Source organism: Streptomyces uncialis (genome assembly GCF_001905345.1).
In the GTDB taxonomy this organism is placed as follows: Bacteria; Actinomycetota; Actinomycetes; order Streptomycetales; family Streptomycetaceae; genus Streptomyces; species Streptomyces uncialis.
Genome location: NZ_LFBV01000004.1, coordinates 139240 through 156961 on the forward strand (window position 1 = coordinate 139240; position 17722 = coordinate 156961).

General features: G+C 71.1%; 13 protein-coding genes. 10 read left to right on the forward strand and 3 right to left on the reverse strand.

Translation table 11 applies throughout. The annotated features are described in order from the left end of the window. Positions 1-24 precede the first annotated feature (24 nt). The 3 genes from AB852_RS17815 to AB852_RS17825 all read left to right on the forward strand — a co-directional run bounded on the left by AB852_RS17815 (position 25) and on the right by AB852_RS17825 (position 2123). Positions 25-708 (forward strand): response regulator, encoded by a 684-nt coding sequence (locus AB852_RS17815; protein WP_073789481.1) that lies wholly within the window; start codon positions 25-27, stop codon positions 706-708. A 209-nt stretch (positions 709-917) separates the two neighbouring features. Next, entirely contained in the window at positions 918-1325 is a 408-nt protein-coding gene (locus tag AB852_RS17820; RefSeq protein ID WP_073789482.1) for an OB-fold nucleic acid binding domain-containing protein, read from the forward strand. Between the two features lie 3 nt (positions 1326-1328). Continuing rightward, positions 1329-2123, forward strand: coding sequence for a DUF3159 domain-containing protein (locus AB852_RS17825; protein ID WP_073789483.1), 795 nt, complete (start codon positions 1329-1331; stop codon positions 2121-2123). Positions 2124-2260: 137 nt separating this feature from the next. Here the strand turns inward: AB852_RS17825 and AB852_RS17830 are convergent, their stop codons facing one another. Beyond that, complete coding sequence (locus AB852_RS17830; RefSeq protein WP_073789484.1) at positions 2261-2938, reverse strand: potassium channel family protein; 678 nt, start codon at positions 2936-2938, stop codon at positions 2261-2263. Further along, positions 2938-3606, reverse strand: coding sequence for a potassium channel family protein (locus AB852_RS17835; RefSeq protein WP_073789485.1), 669 nt, complete (start codon positions 3604-3606; stop codon positions 2938-2940). Before AB852_RS17835 ends, AB852_RS17830 begins: the two co-directional genes overlap by 1 nt. 411 nt (positions 3607-4017) lie before the next feature. Here AB852_RS17835 and AB852_RS17840 point away from each other — a divergent pair, with 411 nt between their 5' ends. From AB852_RS17840 to AB852_RS17865, 7 genes are all read left to right on the forward strand, one after another. After that, positions 4018-6069, forward strand: coding sequence for an APC family permease (locus AB852_RS17840; RefSeq protein ID WP_073789486.1), 2052 nt, complete (start codon positions 4018-4020; stop codon positions 6067-6069). Between the two features lie 121 nt (positions 6070-6190). Then, the gene (locus tag AB852_RS17845; RefSeq protein WP_073789487.1) at positions 6191-7519 is read left to right on the forward strand and encodes a class I SAM-dependent RNA methyltransferase; all 1329 of its coding nucleotides are present in this window, start codon (positions 6191-6193) and stop codon (positions 7517-7519) included. A gap of 621 nt (positions 7520-8140) precedes the next feature. Beyond that, a complete protein-coding gene (locus AB852_RS17850; RefSeq protein WP_073789488.1) occupies positions 8141-9703 on the forward strand; it encodes a TIGR02677 family protein in 1563 nt (520 codons plus the stop codon). Then, positions 9700-10938, forward strand: a complete 1239-nt coding sequence (locus AB852_RS17855; protein WP_073789489.1) for a TIGR02678 family protein — start codon at positions 9700-9702, stop codon at positions 10936-10938. The genes AB852_RS17850 and AB852_RS17855 overlap by 4 nt, the downstream gene beginning before the upstream one ends. Positions 10939-10976: 38 nt before the next feature. Beyond that, positions 10977-15062, forward strand: a complete 4086-nt coding sequence (locus tag AB852_RS17860; RefSeq protein WP_245876815.1) for a TIGR02680 family protein — start codon at positions 10977-10979, stop codon at positions 15060-15062. Then, the gene (locus AB852_RS40845) at positions 15053-15229 is read left to right on the forward strand and encodes a hypothetical protein (RefSeq protein WP_245876816.1); all 177 of its coding nucleotides are present in this window, start codon (positions 15053-15055) and stop codon (positions 15227-15229) included. Before AB852_RS17860 ends, AB852_RS40845 begins: the two co-directional genes overlap by 10 nt. Before the next feature lie 6 nt (positions 15230-15235). Then, positions 15236-16294: a TIGR02679 family protein gene (locus AB852_RS17865; RefSeq protein ID WP_245876817.1), complete on the forward strand. Its 1059-nt coding sequence runs from the start codon at positions 15236-15238 to the stop codon at positions 16292-16294. 373 nt (positions 16295-16667) lie between these two features. Here AB852_RS17865 and AB852_RS17870 read toward each other — a convergent pair whose 3' ends face one another. Next, entirely contained in the window at positions 16668-17357 is a 690-nt protein-coding gene (locus AB852_RS17870; protein ID WP_073789491.1) for a hypothetical protein, read from the reverse strand. Between the last annotated feature and the right edge of the window lie 365 nt (positions 17358-17722).

Below are 17722 nucleotides of genomic sequence, written 5' to 3' on the forward strand. Positions count from 1 at the left end.
GGACAACCAGAAAGGCAGGCGCCCATGACCCGGGTGCTCGTGGTCGACGACGAACCCCAGATCGTCCGCGCGCTCGTGATCAACCTCAAGGCACGGAAGTACGAGGTGGACGCCGCCCCCGACGGGGCCACCGCGCTCCAGCTCGCCGCCGCCCGCCATCCCGATGTCGTGGTGCTCGATCTCGGGCTGCCGGACATGGACGGCGTCGAGGTGATCAAGGGCCTGCGGGGCTGGACCCGCGTCCCCATCCTGGTGCTGTCCGCGCGCCACAGCTCCGACGAGAAGGTCGAGGCGCTCGACGCGGGCGCCGACGACTACGTCACCAAACCGTTCGGCATGGACGAGCTGCTGGCACGGCTGCGGGCCGCCGTGCGACGGGCCGAGCCGACGGGCGGCGGTGAGGACGACGTGATCGTCGACACCGCCGACTTCACCGTCGACCTCGCCGCCAAGAAGGTCAACCGCGGCGGCCGTGACGTACGGCTCACGCCCACCGAATGGCATCTGCTGGAGGTGCTGGTCCGCAATACGGGGCGGCTCGTCAGCCAGAAGCAGCTGCTCCAGGAGGTGTGGGGGCCGTCCTACGGCACCGAGACCAACTATCTGCGGGTCTACATGGCCCAGCTGCGGCGGAAGCTGGAGTCCGACCCCTCGCACCCCCGGCACTTCATCACCGAGCCGGGCATGGGGTACCGCTTCGAACGGTGACGCCGCCACGGTGACCCCGCCGAGGTGACCCCGCCGAGGTGACCCCGCGGTGACGGCGCGTGTCATGGTGACCTCGCCGTATCCGCCTGCGCGATGCGGGTGGGTGTCCTCGGGGCGCCGGTGGCGGGCGGGACGGGCGCCGTGGCCGTCCGCGAGCACGGCGGTGCCTGGCCGGGCCGGGTACCGGCGCGCCCCGGTACCCTTCGGGTATGAGCGCTGTCCCACGTTCCGAGAAGCCGACGGGCCGGTTCCGGCGCATGCTCGACCGGCTGGCCGACATATCGGCGTCCCAGGAGGACATCGAGTCGGAGGAGCTGCGCGAGGACACCGAGACGGCCGGGTGCGTCCGGATCGGCGACTGCCGCGACCGCGAGGTCGTCACCGTTACTGGTACCTTGCGCACGGTCACTCTGCGCCCCCGGGCGGGAGTACCCGCCCTGGAGGCGGAGCTGTTCGACGGTTCGGCCGCGCTCGACGTGGTGTGGCTCGGCCGGCGCTCCATCGTCGGGATCGAACCGGGCCGCAAACTGATCGCGTCCGGCCGGATCGCGATGAGCCACGGCCGCCGGGTGCTGTTCAACCCCAAGTACGAACTCCGACCCCTTGGACGGGAGTAGCCGGTGACGTCCCTCGACAAGCCGACCGACCACCGGAACGCAGACCCGGACGGCACCGGTCCCACGGCCGGGGACGGCGCCACGGGCGGTGACTCCAGAGCCGTGACCGAGGCGGCGCTCTTCGAAGCGTTCGGCGGGGTGCGCGGGATGGTCGAGACGGTCCTCCCCGGACTGCTCTTCGTCACCATCTACACGATCAACAAGGATCTGCACATCTCCGCGATCGCGGCGCTCGCCGTGTCGCTGCTGCTGGTCGTGGTGCGCATCGCCATGAAGGACACCGTCAAGCACGCCTTCAGCGGTGTCTTCGGGGTCGCCTTCGGTGTGGTCTTCGCGATGATGACCGGCAACGCCAAGGACTTCTACCTCCCGGGCATGCTCTACACGCTGGGCCTCGGCCTCGCCTACATCATCACCACGCTCGCGGGCGTCCCCCTGATCGGACTGGTCCTCGGCCCGGTCTTCAAGGAGAACCTCTCCTGGCGCACCCGCAACCCCGGCCGCAAGAAGGCGTACGCCAAGGCCAGCTACGCGTGGGGCGCGATCCTGCTCGCCAAGTGCGCGATCCTCTTCCCGCTGTACCTGTGGGCCGACACCACCCAGCTCGGCTGGGTCCTCGTCGCGCTGAAGATCCCGCCGTTCCTGCTCGCGGTCTGGCTCACCTGGGTGTTCCTGGCCAAGGCCCCGCCGCCCATCGACGTCTTCGCGGAGCTGGAGGCGCAGGAGGAGCGCGAGAAGGCCGAGAAGGCGGCGCGTGCCGCCGCCCCGGCCGGGGACGACCCCGGCCACCGGACGTGACCCCGGTGGTGCGCACGGCCCGTGCGTGACGTAAGCGCGACAGTCCGCGCGTGACGTAGGTGCCTGAGAGCGTGAGAGAGGGGGCGCCCGGAGTGATCCGGGCGCCCCCTCTCGTCGTTCCTCCGGGGCGCGGTACCTCAGTCGTCCTCAGGTCCGCGGCGGACCGACAACAGGTCCTCCAACTGCTCCTCGCGGGCCTGCGCCGCGACGAACAGCAGCTCGTCGCCCGCCTCCAGCGAGTCCTCCCGGGTCGGGGCCAGTACCCGGGTGCCCCGGATGATCGTGACGAGGGAGGTGTCCTGCGGCCATGCCACGTCACCGACCCGGGTGCCCGCGAGCGCGGACTCCGGCGGCAGCGTCAGCTCGACGAGGTTGGCGTCGCCATGGCTGAAGCGCAGCAGCCTGACCAGATCACCGACGCTCACCGCCTCCTCGACCAGGGCCGACATCAGCCGCGGTGTCGACACGGCGACATCGACACCCCAGGACTCGTTGAACAGCCACTCGTTCTTGGGGTTGTTCACCCGGGCGACCACCCGGGGAACGCCGTACTCCGTCTTCGCGAGCAGCGAGACGACCAGGTTGACCTTGTCGTCACCGGTCGCCGCGATGACCACGTTGCAGCGCTGGAGCGCCGCCTCGTCCAGCGAGGTGATCTCGCAGGCGTCGGCGAGCAGCCACTCGGCCTGCGGGACGCGCTCGACGGAGATCGCCGTGGGCGCCTTGTCGATCAGCAGGATCTCGTGACCGTTCTCCAGCAGCTCACCGGCGATGGAACGGCCCACCGCGCCGGCTCCCGCAATGGCGACCCTCATCACTGACCGCCTTCCTCGGGGCCCTCCGCGAACGCGGCCTCGACCTTCTCGACATCGTCCGAACGCATCATCACGTGCACCAGATCGCCTTCCTGGAGCACGGTCTGCGAGGTCGGCAGGATCGCCTCGCCCAAACGGGTGAGGAACGCGACCCGTACCCCTGTCTCGTCCTGGAGGCGGCTGATCTTGTGGCCCACCCACGCGGTGGTGGTGTGCACCTCGGCGAGCTGGACACCGCCCGTCGGGTCCCGCCACAGCGGCTCGGAGCCGGACGGCAGCAGCCGGCGCAGCATCTGGTCGGCGGTCCAGCGGACGGTGGCGACCGTCGGGATGCCCAGCCGCTGGTAGACCTCGGCGCGCCGGGGGTCGTAGATACGGGCCGCCACATGCTCGATCCCGAACATCTCGCGGGCCACCCGGGCCGCGATGATGTTGGAGTTGTCGCCGCTGGAGACTGCGGCGAACGCGCCCGCCTCCTCGATCCCGGCCTCCCGCAGGGTGTCCTGGTCGAAGCCGATACCCGTGACGCGCCGGCCGCCGAACCCGGAGCCCAGGCGCCGGAAGGCGGTGGGGTCCTGGTCGATCACGGCGACCGTGTGGCCCTGCTGCTCCAGGGTCTGGGCGAGAGCGGAGCCCACTCTGCCGCAGCCCATGATGACGATGTGCACGACCGTCCTTCCGGCTGTCGATATGTCGTTGACGTGGATCTCGTCGGCGCCACCGCCCGGCCGCTCCGCCGTGGAGGAACCGTTCGGTGTCGTTGGTTTGGTTGACGTCGTGGTGGACGCCGGCGTTGTCCGGCGTCGGTGGCGGACACGGTGTCGCGGCGGACCGCGATGCCGTCGGGGTCGGTCGGGGTCAGGAGAGGGCCGGGCCTGCGGACTTGACCCGGGCTTTACCAAGTCCCCCCTGATCGTGACGACTCAGGCTTAACAGGGTCTCAGACCGGGGCCCAAGCTACACACGCGCGGTCGGGGGACGGCACCCGCCCGCACCGCCGGGAACGGCATCCGATCGTCACCATGACTTCTGGGGTGGTGGGTGGGCGGCCCCCCGTTCGAACGCTTACGATCCCTTGCGTGTCCAAACTGACCGACGTGCCCAAACGGATCCTCATCGGGCGCGCCCTGCGCAGTGACCGGCTCGGTGAGACGCTCCTGCCGAAGCGCATCGCTCTCCCTGTCTTCGCGTCCGACCCGCTCTCCTCGGTGGCGTACGCGCCCGGTGAGGTGCTGCTGGTGCTCTCCATCGCGGGCGTGTCGGCCTACCACTTCAGCCCCTGGATCGCCCTCGCCGTCGTCGTCCTGATGTTCACGGTGGTGGCCTCGTACCGTCAGAACGTGCACGCCTACCCCAGCGGCGGCGGCGACTACGAGGTGGCGACCACCAACCTCGGTCCCAAGGCGGGCCTCACCGTCGCCAGCGCCCTGCTGGTCGACTACGTGCTCACCGTCGCCGTGTCCATCTCCTCGGGGGTCGAGAACCTCGGCTCCGCGATCCCGTTCGTGGTCGAGAACAAGGTCCTCGTCGCGGTCACCATCATCGTGCTGCTCACCGTGATGAACCTGCGCGGGGTGCGGGAGTCCGGGAAGCTCTTCGCGATCCCCACCTATGTCTTCGTCACCGGGGTCTTCCTGATGATCGCCTGGGGCGCGTTCCGCGGGCTGGTCCTCGACGACACGCTGAAGGCGCCCACCGCCGACTTCGAGATCCAGGCCGAGCACCAGGGGCTCGCGGGATTCGCCCTGGTCTTCCTGCTGCTGCGGGCCTTCTCCTCGGGCTGTGCGGCGCTCACCGGTGTCGAGGCCATCAGCAACGGCGTCCCCGCCTTCCGCAAGCCGAAGTCCCGCAACGCCGCGAACACCCTGGCGCTGATGGGACTGCTCGCCGTCACCATGTTCTGCGGGATCATCGGCCTCGCCATGGCCTCCGACGTCCGGATGGCCGAGAACCCGGCCAAGGACCTCGTCCACGACGGCGCCCCGGTCGGGGACGGCTATGTCCAGGACCCGGTGATCTCCCAGGTGGCGGCGGCCGTCTTCGGGGACGGCACCTTCCTGTTCGTGGTCCTCGCCGCGGCCACCGCGCTGGTGCTGTTCCTCGCGGCCAATACGGCGTACAACGGCTTCCCGCTGCTCGGCTCGATCCTCGCCCAGGACCGCTATCTGCCGCGCCAGCTCCACACCCGCGGCGACCGGCTCGCCTTCTCCAACGGCATCGTCGTCCTCGCGGGCGCCGCGACCCTGCTCGTGGTGATCTACGGAGCCGACTCGACCCGGCTGATCCAGCTCTACATCGTCGGGGTCTTCGTCTCCTTCACCCTGAGCCAGACCGGCATGGTCCGGCACTGGAACCGCCATCTGCGCACCGAGAACGACCCGGCCAAGCGCCGCCATATGAAGCGCTCCCGGGCGATCAACGCCTTCGGCGCGTTCTTCACCGGCCTGGTGCTCGTGGTCGTCCTGGTCACCAAGTTCACGCACGGCGCGTGGGTCGCGCTGCTCGGCATGGTCATCTTCTACGCGACGATGACCGCGATCCGCCGCCACTACGACCGGGTCGCCGAGGAGATCAGCGCCCCCGAGGAACCGACCGACGACGTGGTCCGCCCGTCCCGGGTGCACTCCATCGTCCTGGTCTCCAAGCTCCACCGCCCCACCCTGCGGGCCCTCTCCTACGCCAAGCTCATGCGCTCCGACACCCTGGAGGCACTGAGCGTCAACGTCGACCCGGAGGAGACCCGGGCCCTCAAGGAGGAGTGGGACCGGCGCGCCATAGACGTCCCGCTCAAGGTCCTCGACTCGCCGTACCGCGAGATCACCCGCCCGATCATCGAGTACGTCAAGAACCTGCGCCACGAGTCCCCGCGCGAGGCCGTCAGCGTGATCATCCCCGAGTACGTGGTGGGCCACTGGTACGAGCACCTGCTGCACAACCAGAGCGCGCTGCGGCTCAAGGGCCGGCTGCTGTTCACCCCCGGGGTGATGGTGACCTCGGTGCCGTACCAGCTGGAGTCCTCCGAGGCGGCCAAGAAGCGGGCCCGCCGCCGCCAGGAATGGAGCGCGCCGGGAGCGGTGCGCCGGGGCCCGGTGGAGAAGCGGTCACCGAAGGAGCCCACGGCGAAGAAGTGACGTCCCCTGCCGCCGCGGCCCGCCCCGGGTCCGAGGTGGTGAGCGGCCGGACGGCGCCCACGTAGACTGGTGGGCTGTTGTCCGGCCGCATTTCCTCACCCAGTAGTGGAGTCACCCCGCCATGCAGGAAGAACCGAAGAAAACGCTGGTGGGTCAGGAGTACGAGGTCGAGGTCGGGCCCGTCGCCCACGGCGGGCACTGTGTCGCCCGCACCGACGACGGTCAGGTGCTGTTCGTCCGGCACGCGCTGCCCGGGGAGCGCGTGCTCGCCAGGGTCACCGAGGGTGACGAGGACTCCCGATTCCTGCGCGCGGACGCCGTGAAGGTGCACGACCCGTCCAAGGACCGCGTGATGGCCCCCTGCCCGTACGCCGGGCCGGGCCGCTGCGGAGGCTGCGACTGGCAGCACGCCAAGCCGGGCGCGCAGCGCAGGCTCAAGGGCGAGGTCGTCACCGAGCAGCTCCAGCGGCTCGCGGGGCTCACCCCCGAGCAGGTGGGCTGGGACGGCACGGTGATGCCCGTCGAGGGCGACAAGCTGCCCGTCGGCCAGGTGCCCGCGTGGCGCACCCGGGTGCAGTACGCGGTCGACACGGAGGGCCGTGCCGGGCTGCGGCGCCACCGCTCGCACGAGGTGGAGCCCGTCGACCACTGCATGATCGCCGCACAGGGCGTGACGGAGCTGGGCGTCGAGGCACGGCAGTGGCTGGGCATGGCGTCGGTCGAGGCGATCGCCGCGACGGGGTCCCAGGACCGTCAGGTGATCCTCACCCCGCGCCCCGGGGCGCGGCTGCCGCTGGTGGAGCTGGACCGTCCGGTGTCGGTGCTGCGCGTCGACGAGCACGACGGCGGGGTGCACCGGGTGCACGGCCGCCCCTTCGTCCGCGAGCGGGCCGACGACCGTACGTACCGGGTGGGCAACGGCGGCTTCTGGCAGGTCCACCCCAAGGCGGCGGACACCCTGGTGAAGGCGGTCATGCAGGGCCTGCTGCCCCGCAAGGGCGACACCGCGCTGGACCTCTACTGCGGTGTCGGCCTCTTCGCCGGAGCGTTGGCCGACCGGGTCGGCGAGCAGGGCGCGGTGCTGGGCATCGAGTCGGGCAAGCGGTCGGTCGAGGACGCCCGGCACAATCTGCGGGACTTCCCCCGGGTACGGGTGGAGCAGGGCAAGGTCGAGCAGGTGCTGCCCCGCACCGGCATCACCGAGGCCGACCTGGTCGTCCTCGACCCCCCGAGGGCGGGCGCGGGCCGCCGCACGGTCCAGCACCTGGCGGGCCTCGGCGCCCGCAAGATCGCCTACGTGGCCTGCGACCCGGCCGCCCTGGCCCGGGACATCGCGTACTTCGCCGAGGGCGGGTACAAGGTGCGGACGCTGCGGGCGTTCGACCTGTTTCCGATGACGCACCATGTGGAGTGCGTGGCTATTTTGGAGCCGGTGAAGAAGGACGCGTGAGCTGGGGATTGCCGGTGTGCGTGAGGTGCGGTGGGGGGGCGTTACGGGCGGTGTCCTGACGCGCGTTCGGCCCTCGTCCCGGCGCGTGTTCTGACGGATCGCCAGCACCGTGTTCGAGCAGGTGACATAGGCGCCGGGCCCGCGTCCCGAGACGTGGCATCGTGAAGTCCTGACTGTTCGCTGCCATGGTGTGCCGACGCCCATGGCAGCGGAAACCGTCCGCGAGCGCCCCTGGATACCCCGGGGACGGGCGTGGACGACTGCTTCCGGTAGTGCTGGCCCGCGTCGGTGAGTCCGGCGCTCCACTGTCCCCGTCGCCCGGCTCCAGCAGCCCGCGCCCCTGCGGAGCCCGACAGCTGGTCCTGTAGGGCTGTTTTCCCGGAGCCGATTCGGGCACGCTTGCCCGATCGACCGCAACACCGCCGGCCGACCTTCGTCGAGCTGCTGCTTCACATGGACTCCGCCTCGGTCGATCGGGAGATCCGCATGCTGCCTTCCACGGGCCTGGCATCCTCCGGAGTCCGGTGGGACAGAGGTCCGCAAGATGACATTCCGGTGTGAATCGGCCAACTGTTTTCGACCCTGTCTGCGATCCTGTTCGCTGCGGGACAATGGCCGGCAATGACCGCCACCACCATCTCCCGGGAACCGCTGCCGTACGGGTTCAGCCCCTTTGCCCACCTCACCGTGCAGAACACAGACCTCTACCGTCAGGTGATGGGGGCCTTCGTCGTCGCCAAGGAGCGCTTCGCCGTACACCTGCGCCCCGAGGATGTGTACACGGCCCTGCCGGCCGAGGTGCGTCCCCCCGACCTGGACGCCTTGGTGAAGGCGCTGGAGAGCCTCGTGGGCTGGGGCAATCTCCGCGCCGATCCCGACACCGCGCGTGTCACCGCCGTGGAGGACTTCTACCGGAAGCGGTTCATCTACCAGCTCACCCGGGCCGGGGAAGCGGCCGAGGAAGCCCTGGGCGTCTACGACGACGCGCTCGGGCGGCGTGGCGCGCTGCAGGCCGTCGCCCTGCACGACATCATCACCCAGTTGCGGGCCCTCCTCGTGCTGGCAGCAGAGGAACAGCCGGATCGGGCCAAGATCCACCTGGCTCTTGACGTACTGGCCAGCCGGTTCGCAGCTCTGGCCGACAACGCCCGAGCCTTCATGGGGTCCTTGCAGCAGACCATCGACCTTCATGACGTCGGAGAGGAAGTGTTCCTCGCCTACAAGGACCGGCTGATCCAGTACCTGGAGCGGTTCATCCAGGATCTGATCACCCTCGGCGGGCGCATCGCCCGCCTGATCCTGGAACTGGAAGACGTCGGACGTATCGAACCGCTGCTTCGGGCAGCCGCTGCCCGTGAGGCTGCCGACGCCTCACCGGAGGAGGCGGACCACGCCGAGGGGGAGGCGTACCAGCGCTGGTACGGGCGCTGGACCGGGCTCGCAGCGTGGTTCATCAGCAGGGAGGGGCGTGAATCGCAGGCCAGGCTGCTGCGCGGTCGGGCCCTCGGCGCGATTCCCCAGCTCCTCGCGGTCGTACGGTCGCTGAACGAACGCAGGGCCGGGCGCTCGGACCGGTCCGCCGACTTCCGTACCCTTGCCCGGTGGTTCGCCGAGGCCCCGGACGACGACGCCCGGCACCGGCTGTGGCGCACCGCCTTCGGGCTGTACCCCGCCCGGCATCTCACCGTCGATGCCGGGACCCTCGCCGCCCGCGCAGCACTGCCGGTCCCCACGGCCACTCCCTGGGCCGACGCCGAGCCGTTGCGGATCAGCCCGCAGCTGCGCCGTACGGGCAGCTATGAGCGCCGCGGCAAGCCACGCAGGGTCGAGAACCGGGAGGAGTCGCGCCGCAGACTCGCCGAGGTGGCCGCCAAGCAGGCCGCCGAGACCGCGGCGGCACGCGCCCGGCTCGTCACCGACGGAATCACCCGGCTGTCCGGACTCGGTGAACTGGACCCGGCGTCCTTCGGGCTCTTCCTCCAGTTGCTCGGCGACGCGCTGGCCACCTGGCGTCCCGGTATGCGCCACACCGTGGCCACCAGCAACGACGGCTCCATGGGGATCCGGCTCAGCGCGCTCGCCGACGGCGGTACGGCAGAGATCCGGACGGCTGGGGGCGCTTTCCGCGGTCCCGACCACCTCATCGAGATCATCGACCTCACGGACGGAGGCGAGGACCGATGAACAGCACCCCGCTCGCCGAGGTGCTCGACGGCCAGCACGCGGCTGACCTTCGCAAGGCGGCTCGTGCCCTGCTGAAGCAGCCACTCCTGCTCGCCCGCGGCCGATACGCCGACGAGTTCCGTCTCGTCCGTCGGCACGCCTCGGAATTGCGCGAATGGTTCGACCGCAACACCGGTTGGTCCCTCCAGACGGATGCCGAGGCGGCTCGGCTGCGCAAGATACCCGGCGTCCTCAGCGACCCCACGCACCCCGCGCGTGATGCGACCCGTGCGGCGGCCCCCTTCACACGCCGCCGATACGTCCTGCTCTGCCTCGCCCTCGCCGCCCTCGAACGAGGCGAGGCCCAGATCGCCCTCGGCCGCCTCGCCGACCAGGTAGTCCTCGACGCTGCGGACCCTCACCTCGCCCGCGCGGGCATCCAGTTCACCTTGGACCGCCGCGACGAGCGCCTCGACCTCGCCGCTGTGGTGAGACTCCTGCTCAGCCTGGGTGTGCTGCGCAGGGTGGCCGGCGACGAGGAAGCGTACGTCAGCGGAGCGGGCGACGCGCTGTACGACGTGGAACGGCGCGTGCTGGCCGGGCTGCTCGCCGCGCGGCGCGGCCCCTCCACCGTGCACGCCGAGGCTTTCGCGGACCGCCTCGCCGAACTCGTCTCCGAGACCGCTCTGGACAGCGACGAACTGCGCTTCCGCGCGATGCGGCGCTCGCTGACCCGCAGGCTCCTGGACGATCCGGTCCTTTACTACGACGAGCTGACCGACGCGGAGCTCGGTTACCTCACCCGGCAGCGCGGGTTCCTCACCGCCCGGATCACCGAGCTGACCGGACTGGTTCCGGAGGTGCGCGCGGAGGGCATCGCGATGGTCGACCCGGACGACGACCTCACCGACGTCCGGATGCCCGAGCAGGGAACCCACGGCCACGTCACGCTGCTGCTCGCCGAGTACCTGGCAGCCTCGGACGCTCCCCTCACCACCCATCAACTGGGTCTCCGGGTCCGGGAACTCGCCGCCGAGCACGGCGGATTCTGGGCCAAGTCCGCGCGGGATCCCGGCATGGAAGCCGAACTCGTGGAGCAGGCCGTCGCCCGGCTCGCCGCCCTCGGGCTGGTCTCCCGTACCGCCCACGGCGTGGCACCGCGCCCAGCCCTCGCCCGGTACGCGGTCGGCGAGGCCGTCGTACTCGAACCCGGCACCTCACGTATGCCCGCGCAGCGAAAGGCCAGCAAGCCGTGACCCGCCTCCCTGATCCCCTGCGCTCCCGTTGGCAACCCTTGCGCATCGGACTCGTCGACCTCTTCCACTACGACGTGGAGGAGTTCCACTTCAAGGATGGTCGCCTGCTCCTCCGGGGGAACAACGGCACCGGCAAGTCCAAGGTGCTTGCCCTGACACTGCCCTTCCTGCTCGACGGCGACCTCACCTCACGCCGTGTCGAACCCGACGGCGACCCGGGCAAGCGGATGGAGTGGAATCTGCTGCTCGGCGGCGAGCACCCGCACTCCGAGCGGCTCGGCTACACCTGGATCGAGTTCGGCAGGGTGGACGAATCCACCGGCGAGCGGCACTTCCGTACGCTGCTCTGCGGACTGAAGGCAGTCAGCGGGCGGGGTATCGCACGCCATTGGTACGCACTCACCAGTCAGCGCGTCGACCACGGTCCGGCACCCGCCGCCGAGGCGTCTCTCAGCCTGCTCGACGCCACCGGCACGGCCCTGTCCAGGGACCGTCTCGCTGAGGCCCTCACCGGGCACGGCATGGTGTACGACCAGGCCAGGACCTACCGCAGGGCCGTTGACGAGGCCCTCTTCGGACTCGGCGAGCAGCGGTACGGCGCTCTGGTCGACCTGCTCATCCAGCTGCGCCAGCCCCAGCTGTCCAAGCGCCCGAACGAGGCAGCCCTGTCCCGAGCCCTCACCGAGGCCCTGCCGCCCATGGACCAGGCGGTCATCGCCGACGTGGCCGAAGCCTTCCGCTCCCTGGACGAGGAGAAGGAGGAACTGGCGGCCGCCACCGCCGCGGAGCGGGCCGCCACAGCCTTCCTGGACCACTACCGGCGCTATGCCCGGATCGCCACCCGCCGACGCGCCCGCACCCCACGCGGGGAACACTCCCGCTACGAACACATCCAGCGGGACCTCGTCGAAGCACAGGCCCAGCAGACCCGTGCCCAGGAGGCACGGGCGGCGGCGGAAGAACGGATCACCGCCCTGGAAGAGACCCGGGCACGCTTGCGGGCCCAGGACGCGGCCCTGCGCGAGGGCCCCGAGATGCGCAGTGCCCGGGAGCTGGAGCAAGCGGCCAAGGAGGCGGAGCGGACCGATCGCGCCCGCATCCAGGCCCGGGACGACCGGCACCAGGCCGCGGGCCTGCACTCCCGGGCGCTCGGGCGGCTCACCACGGCCGAGAACCGGCTGGGGGCGGCCGAACGGCTTGCCGAGGACACCTTCCGCACCGCACGGGAGGCGGCCGCCGCCGCACGTATCGACCTACCGGGGGACGACGGGCAGCGGTGGCCTGAACTGCGGCTCGCGGCCGACCAGTCGATGGATCGCGGGCATCGTGCGCTCGCCCATGCGGAGGACCTCGCGGAGACGGCTGAGCGGGCGGCCCAGGGGCAGCGGCAGGCTTCCGTCCGCCTCGACGAGGCGGATACCGACCTCGACCAGACCGTCGCGGCGCAAGGCCAGGCGGAGGAAGCAGCCGCACGGGCAGCGCGGGCACTGCTGGACGACGTACGAGAGAACGCGCGCGCCTGGACCGAGCTGGTCTGCCCCGACCCGGTCGGCCTGCTCGACGAACTCCAGGACTGGACGCGACACCTCGACGGGCCCTACCCGGCCCGCGTGCACGCGGCACGAGCGCACAGCACGGCCTCGGCGCGACTGGCGGACGAGGCGGCCGACGCGGCGCGCCGGACGGCGGAGCTGGAGGTACGTATCGGCCGGTTCCGCGAGGAACTCACCATGCTGGAGGCCGGCGGCCGACGAGGTCCCCGACCGCCGCTCAGCCGCACACCCGGCCTGCGCGAGCGGCTCTCAGGCGCACCCCTGTGGCGCCTGGTGGACTTCCACGACCACCTCCCGGAAGCGCAACGCGCCGGACTGGAGGCGGCGTTGGAAGCCTCTGGACTGCTTGACGCCTGGGTGCTCCCCGACGGCACCGCCCTCGCCGCGGACGGGTACGACGTACTCCTCGCTCCGCTGACCGGTCCGGTGGCCGGGCCCTCGCTCGGCGGGCTGTTGCGCCCAGCCGTGGACAGCGGCGACGCGCAGGCCGCGGCGGTGGGCGAGGACACAGTCGCACGACTGCTCGCCGCCATCGGCGTGGGAGGCGACGGCGGAACGGACACATGGGCGGGGCCGGACGGGCGCTTCCGGGTCGGCCCGCTGACCGGCCGCTGGGCCAAACCGGCCGCCGAGTACGTCGGGGAGGGGGCGCGGGAGGCGGCGCGACGGGCCCGCATCGCCAGCTTGCGTGCAGAACTCGGCGCTCTCAGACTTGAGTCGGACACCCTCGTGGCGCGGTCCGAAGGGGTCGCCGCACGCCGCCGCACCCTCGATGCCGAGCTGGCCGGCGTACCCGAGGAGAGCCCGCTCACCCGGGCGCACGCCCAGGTGACCGCTGCCGTCGAGGCGGTGCGTCGCACTCGCTCACGGCGCGAGGAGCGAGCCGCCGACCTCCTGGAAGCGGCCGGGCGGGCCGAAGCGGCCACCACCGAACTCGCGGGAACCACGGCCGAACTCGGTCTGCCGGCCGACCGCGCGGGCCTTGCCGAGGTGCGCCGGGCCCTTGGGTCCCTCGCCTTGTCCCTGGCCGCCTTGTGGCCGACCCTGCGTGAACGCGATGAGGCGGCCCTCCAGGCCGAGGAGGAACGCACCGAGGTCGCGCAGGCCGGGGAGCGGACCGCCGAACTCACCTGGCGCGCCGACGAGGCCGGGCGCGAGGCGGTGGCGGCCGACGAGCGGCACGCCACCCTGCGCTCCACCATCGGCGCCGCCGTCGTCGAACTCGAACGCCGCCTCACCGAGACCGCCGAAGCCCTGCGGGCCTGCGAGGCGGACCAGAGGACCACCCGGCAGCGCCATGGCGACGCCGACCGCGAAGCGAGCAAGGCCGAAGGCCATATCGAGCGTCTGGAGAAGAACCTCGCGGAAGCCGCCGGGACACGGGCGGAAGCCATCGCGGGACTCCAGCGGTTCACCGCCACCGGCTTGATCAAGGTCGCCCTGCCCGACCTGACGGTGCCGACGGCGGGGGACACACCCTGGGCGGCCACCCCGGCGATCACGCTCGCCCGAGCCATCGAGTCCGGGCTGGCGTCGACCGACGACTCGGACAGCGCCTGGGAACGCGTACAGCGGCGACTGAGTGAGGAACTCAAGACCCTTCAGGACACCCTGTCCCGGCACGGGCACACCGCCTCCGCCCGGATGGTCGAGGACGGCATGGTCGTCGACATCGTCTACCAGGGCCGTGAACGCGCCGTACCGGAGCTCGCGGAGGCACTCACCGCCGAAGTCGGCGAACTCACCCGTATCCTCTCCGCCCATGAACGGGAGATCCTCGAAACCCATCTGATCACCGAGGTCGCGGGTACCCTCCAGGAGCTCATCGGGGCCGCCGAACGCCAGGTGCGGGACATGAACGCCGAGCTGGATGACCGCCCCACCTCCACAGGGATGAAGCTGCGGCTGGTCTGGCGGGCCTCCCGCAAAGCCCCCTCCGGTCTCGCCACCGCCCGTGAGCGGCTGCGCCAGTCCGCTGACGCCTGGACCCCGGAGGACCGGGCGGCGGTGGGTGAGTTCCTCCAGACACAGATCGCCCGGCAGCAGACGGACGACACCTCCGGCAGCTGGCTCGAACACCTCACCGCCGCGCTCGACTACCGGGCCTGGCACGAATTCGGGGTCGAGCGGCACCAGCACGGCCGCTGGGTCCCGGCCACCGGCCCGGCCTCGGGTGGCGAGCGCGTCCTTGCCGTGTCCGTACCGTTGTTCGCCGCGGCTTCCTCGCACTATGCGAGCGCCGGCAGTCCGTACGCGCCACGCCTGGTCACCCTCGACGAGGCTTTCGCGGGAGTGGACGACGACTCGCGCGCCAAGTGCCTCGGCCTGCTGCACGCGTTCGACCTGGACGTGGTGATGACGAGTGAGCGCGAGTGGGCATGCTACCCGCAGGTGCCCGGCGTCGCCATCGCCCAACTCTCGCGGATCGACGAGGTGGCGGCGGTACTCGTCACCCGCTGGGAATGGGACGGCAACCGAAGGATCCGCCGAGAGGACCCGGTGCGGTCGCAGACTCCGAAAGCGGGCCCGCTCGCGGAGGCGACAGCCGGGCCGGAGCCCCTGTGGACCTGACGTCCGCCACCGGCCCGGTCGACGGTGCCCGGCTGCGCCGTCTGCTGGGCGATCCCGCCCTCGACTGGCTGGTCGACCGGGTGCGTCGGCGCTTGGAGCGTGAGCAGCCTCTCACCGGACCCGTCTCCCTCAGGGCGCCCATGCCGGACCAGCGGGCCGCAGCCTAGCTGCTGTTGGGCCGCTCCCCCGGAAGGGGGCGCTCCCTGACCATCCGGCTCGACGAGGTGGACGCCGTCCTGCGCCGCTCCGGGATCAGTCCCGGGGGCCTGGCCGCAGCGGTCGTCGCGCTCACCGGGCCGACCGTCCTGCTCGGCCCGTCCCGCCAGGCCGAGGAACGGGCCTGGCAAGAGGCGTTCGCCGTGACCGACGCTCTCGCGGACCGGACCCCGGGCCTTGCCGGATGGGCGGGCCGGCTCCGGGGCGACGGCCTGGTACGCCGCCTCGCCGGCACGTCGGCCGCAGCTCAAGACCTCCTGGATCAGGTCGCCACTGTTCTGAGTGCTCTGCCGGTAGACCCGCCCGTCTCGCTTCCCGCCTTCGCGGCACGGCTGCTCGGTGGCGCCCACGCCCTGGACGACGGCACCCCTTTGGCCACCCTCACCCTCTCGGGCATCCGAGCGCTGACAGGCTTTCCCGACGGGACGGGCGCCGCATGGCGCCGGGAGGCGTGGGCATCAGCGGGTCTGCTCCGCGACGAGCTGTCCTCGACGGTCCTGACACTGAACCTGCGGGGCACGCCCGCCATGGACTGGATGGCCGACGCGGGCGAGCCGTCCGTCCTCACTCTCCGTCAGCTCATCCGCTGCCCCGTCGCCCTTTCCGTCCCGTCGGTGTGGATCTGCGAGAACCCGGCGGTCCTCGCAGCGGCAGCCGACGTCCACGGGCCGGATTCCGCTCCGCTGGTGTGCGTCCAGGGACAGCCGTCCGCCGCGGCGCTCACCCTCTTGAGCCGGCTGAACGAGGGCGGGGCAGCACTGCGATACCACGGGGACTTCGACTGGGGCGGGCTCCGTATCGCTTCCGCACTGCTGCGTCGCGTGCCCTGGCGGCCCTGGCGCTATACGGCTGCCGACTACCGTGCCGCAGCGCTCGCAAGGCCCGATGGCCTGCCACTCGCGGGGCCGCCGGCTGAAGCTCCCTGGGACCCGGATCTGCGGCAGGCCCTCTTGCAACTCGCTGTACGAGTCGAGGAGGAGACGGTCCTCGACGTGCTGCTGTCCGACCTTGCGTGAAGTCGGTGGTGAGTGTCGTCGGACATGCCTGTCGGCAGTTGCGATCGGGGTGTACGGGAAGAGGGAGGGAAGGCGCCCACCAGGCACGAGAACGGCTCCACGTACTGGCTGGATCGCTTGTTCATGGATGCGGACGGCTGCCGACCCTGGTGGAGGTCAGGCGGGCACCCGAACCCGCGTACGGCGGAAGTCGTGGCTGGACAATCGGCTACGCGGCCGACGGGGCACGTGACCGCGACGGGTTTGCCGCCCGGGGCTCAGCCAGGTGCCATCAGGACAGATCGATTCTCTCGGGCGATTCGGGGACGCGGTATCCATCGGATGGTGGGTCCGTACCCGCGGGAGGGAAGGACCGCTCGTCGATGTGACCGGGCTAGTCGAGGTCCCGTTTGCGCTCCGCGAGACATCGGAGCCAGAGTGCGTACGCGCGGCGGGCCTCATGAACCGACTCGTCGGCGAACACTGGCTCGGCGAAGCCGACGTCGGCCGCCTGTCGCACCACGCGCACCAGATGGGCAGCCACATCGCCGAGCCGCTCGGCGTGGGCGTGCCGCAGCCGTGGTGCCAGCTCCGCTCCCCGTGCGGCCATGGCTATCAAGTCCGTGAACCTCTCCTCGTCCCGGTAAGCAGAGGGGAGGCCGGGAAGGTCGACGGACGTGAGGGGCCGGACCGTGGACGGTGTCTGTCCGGCTTCCTCCTCGCGTCCGAGGAGGCGGTTCAACAGGGTGCGTGGGCCGTCCGTGTCGCGTACGCGGGCGGATGTGGCTTCCAACGCGTCGAGCTGGGGAGGGATCTCGTCTGCCGCCTCGGCCGCGAGCAGTTCGCCCAATCGGTCGGCGATGGCACGGCCTGTCTCCGATGCCTCGTCGATGACTTTGTCGCAGTCGTCGAGTTCAGTGAAGGCCCGCTCGGCCGTGCGCACGGCCGCGAGCACCATGGCAGCCTTGTCGCCGTCGAAGCGGCCCACCGCCTGGGCCAGCTGAGAGCCCGTCATGGAGACAGCGGCGGCCAACTCGTCGGTGTGCGGATGCCTGGCCGTGCCCTCAGGTGTTCTGATTCCCACCGTTTCCCCCTTGCTGTGACGGTGTCCTCGCTGTAGATCATGGGCAGCGGTTGCCGCCTGAGGCAATCCATGGCCGGAACCCGTGGCTACCCGGTGCCGTCGTTGGCCGGAAATGGGTTACATCCCGTCACAGTCGATCATCCGGGCCACAATGCCTCCATGCCCATCCATGAACCGAGGCGGTCGGCTTCAGCGACGGAGGTCGCGGGGGCGAGGACGATCCTGTCCCGGGCCTTGCCCGGACCCGGGCACCCCGGTCGGTCCACGCCCGATCGGGCAGACACGTGTTCCCAGCCGACCCCCGGTCACCGGCTACCCCGGTTGCGCGCCGACCGTGCAGGTCGCGGGCGCTCGGCCGCCTGACC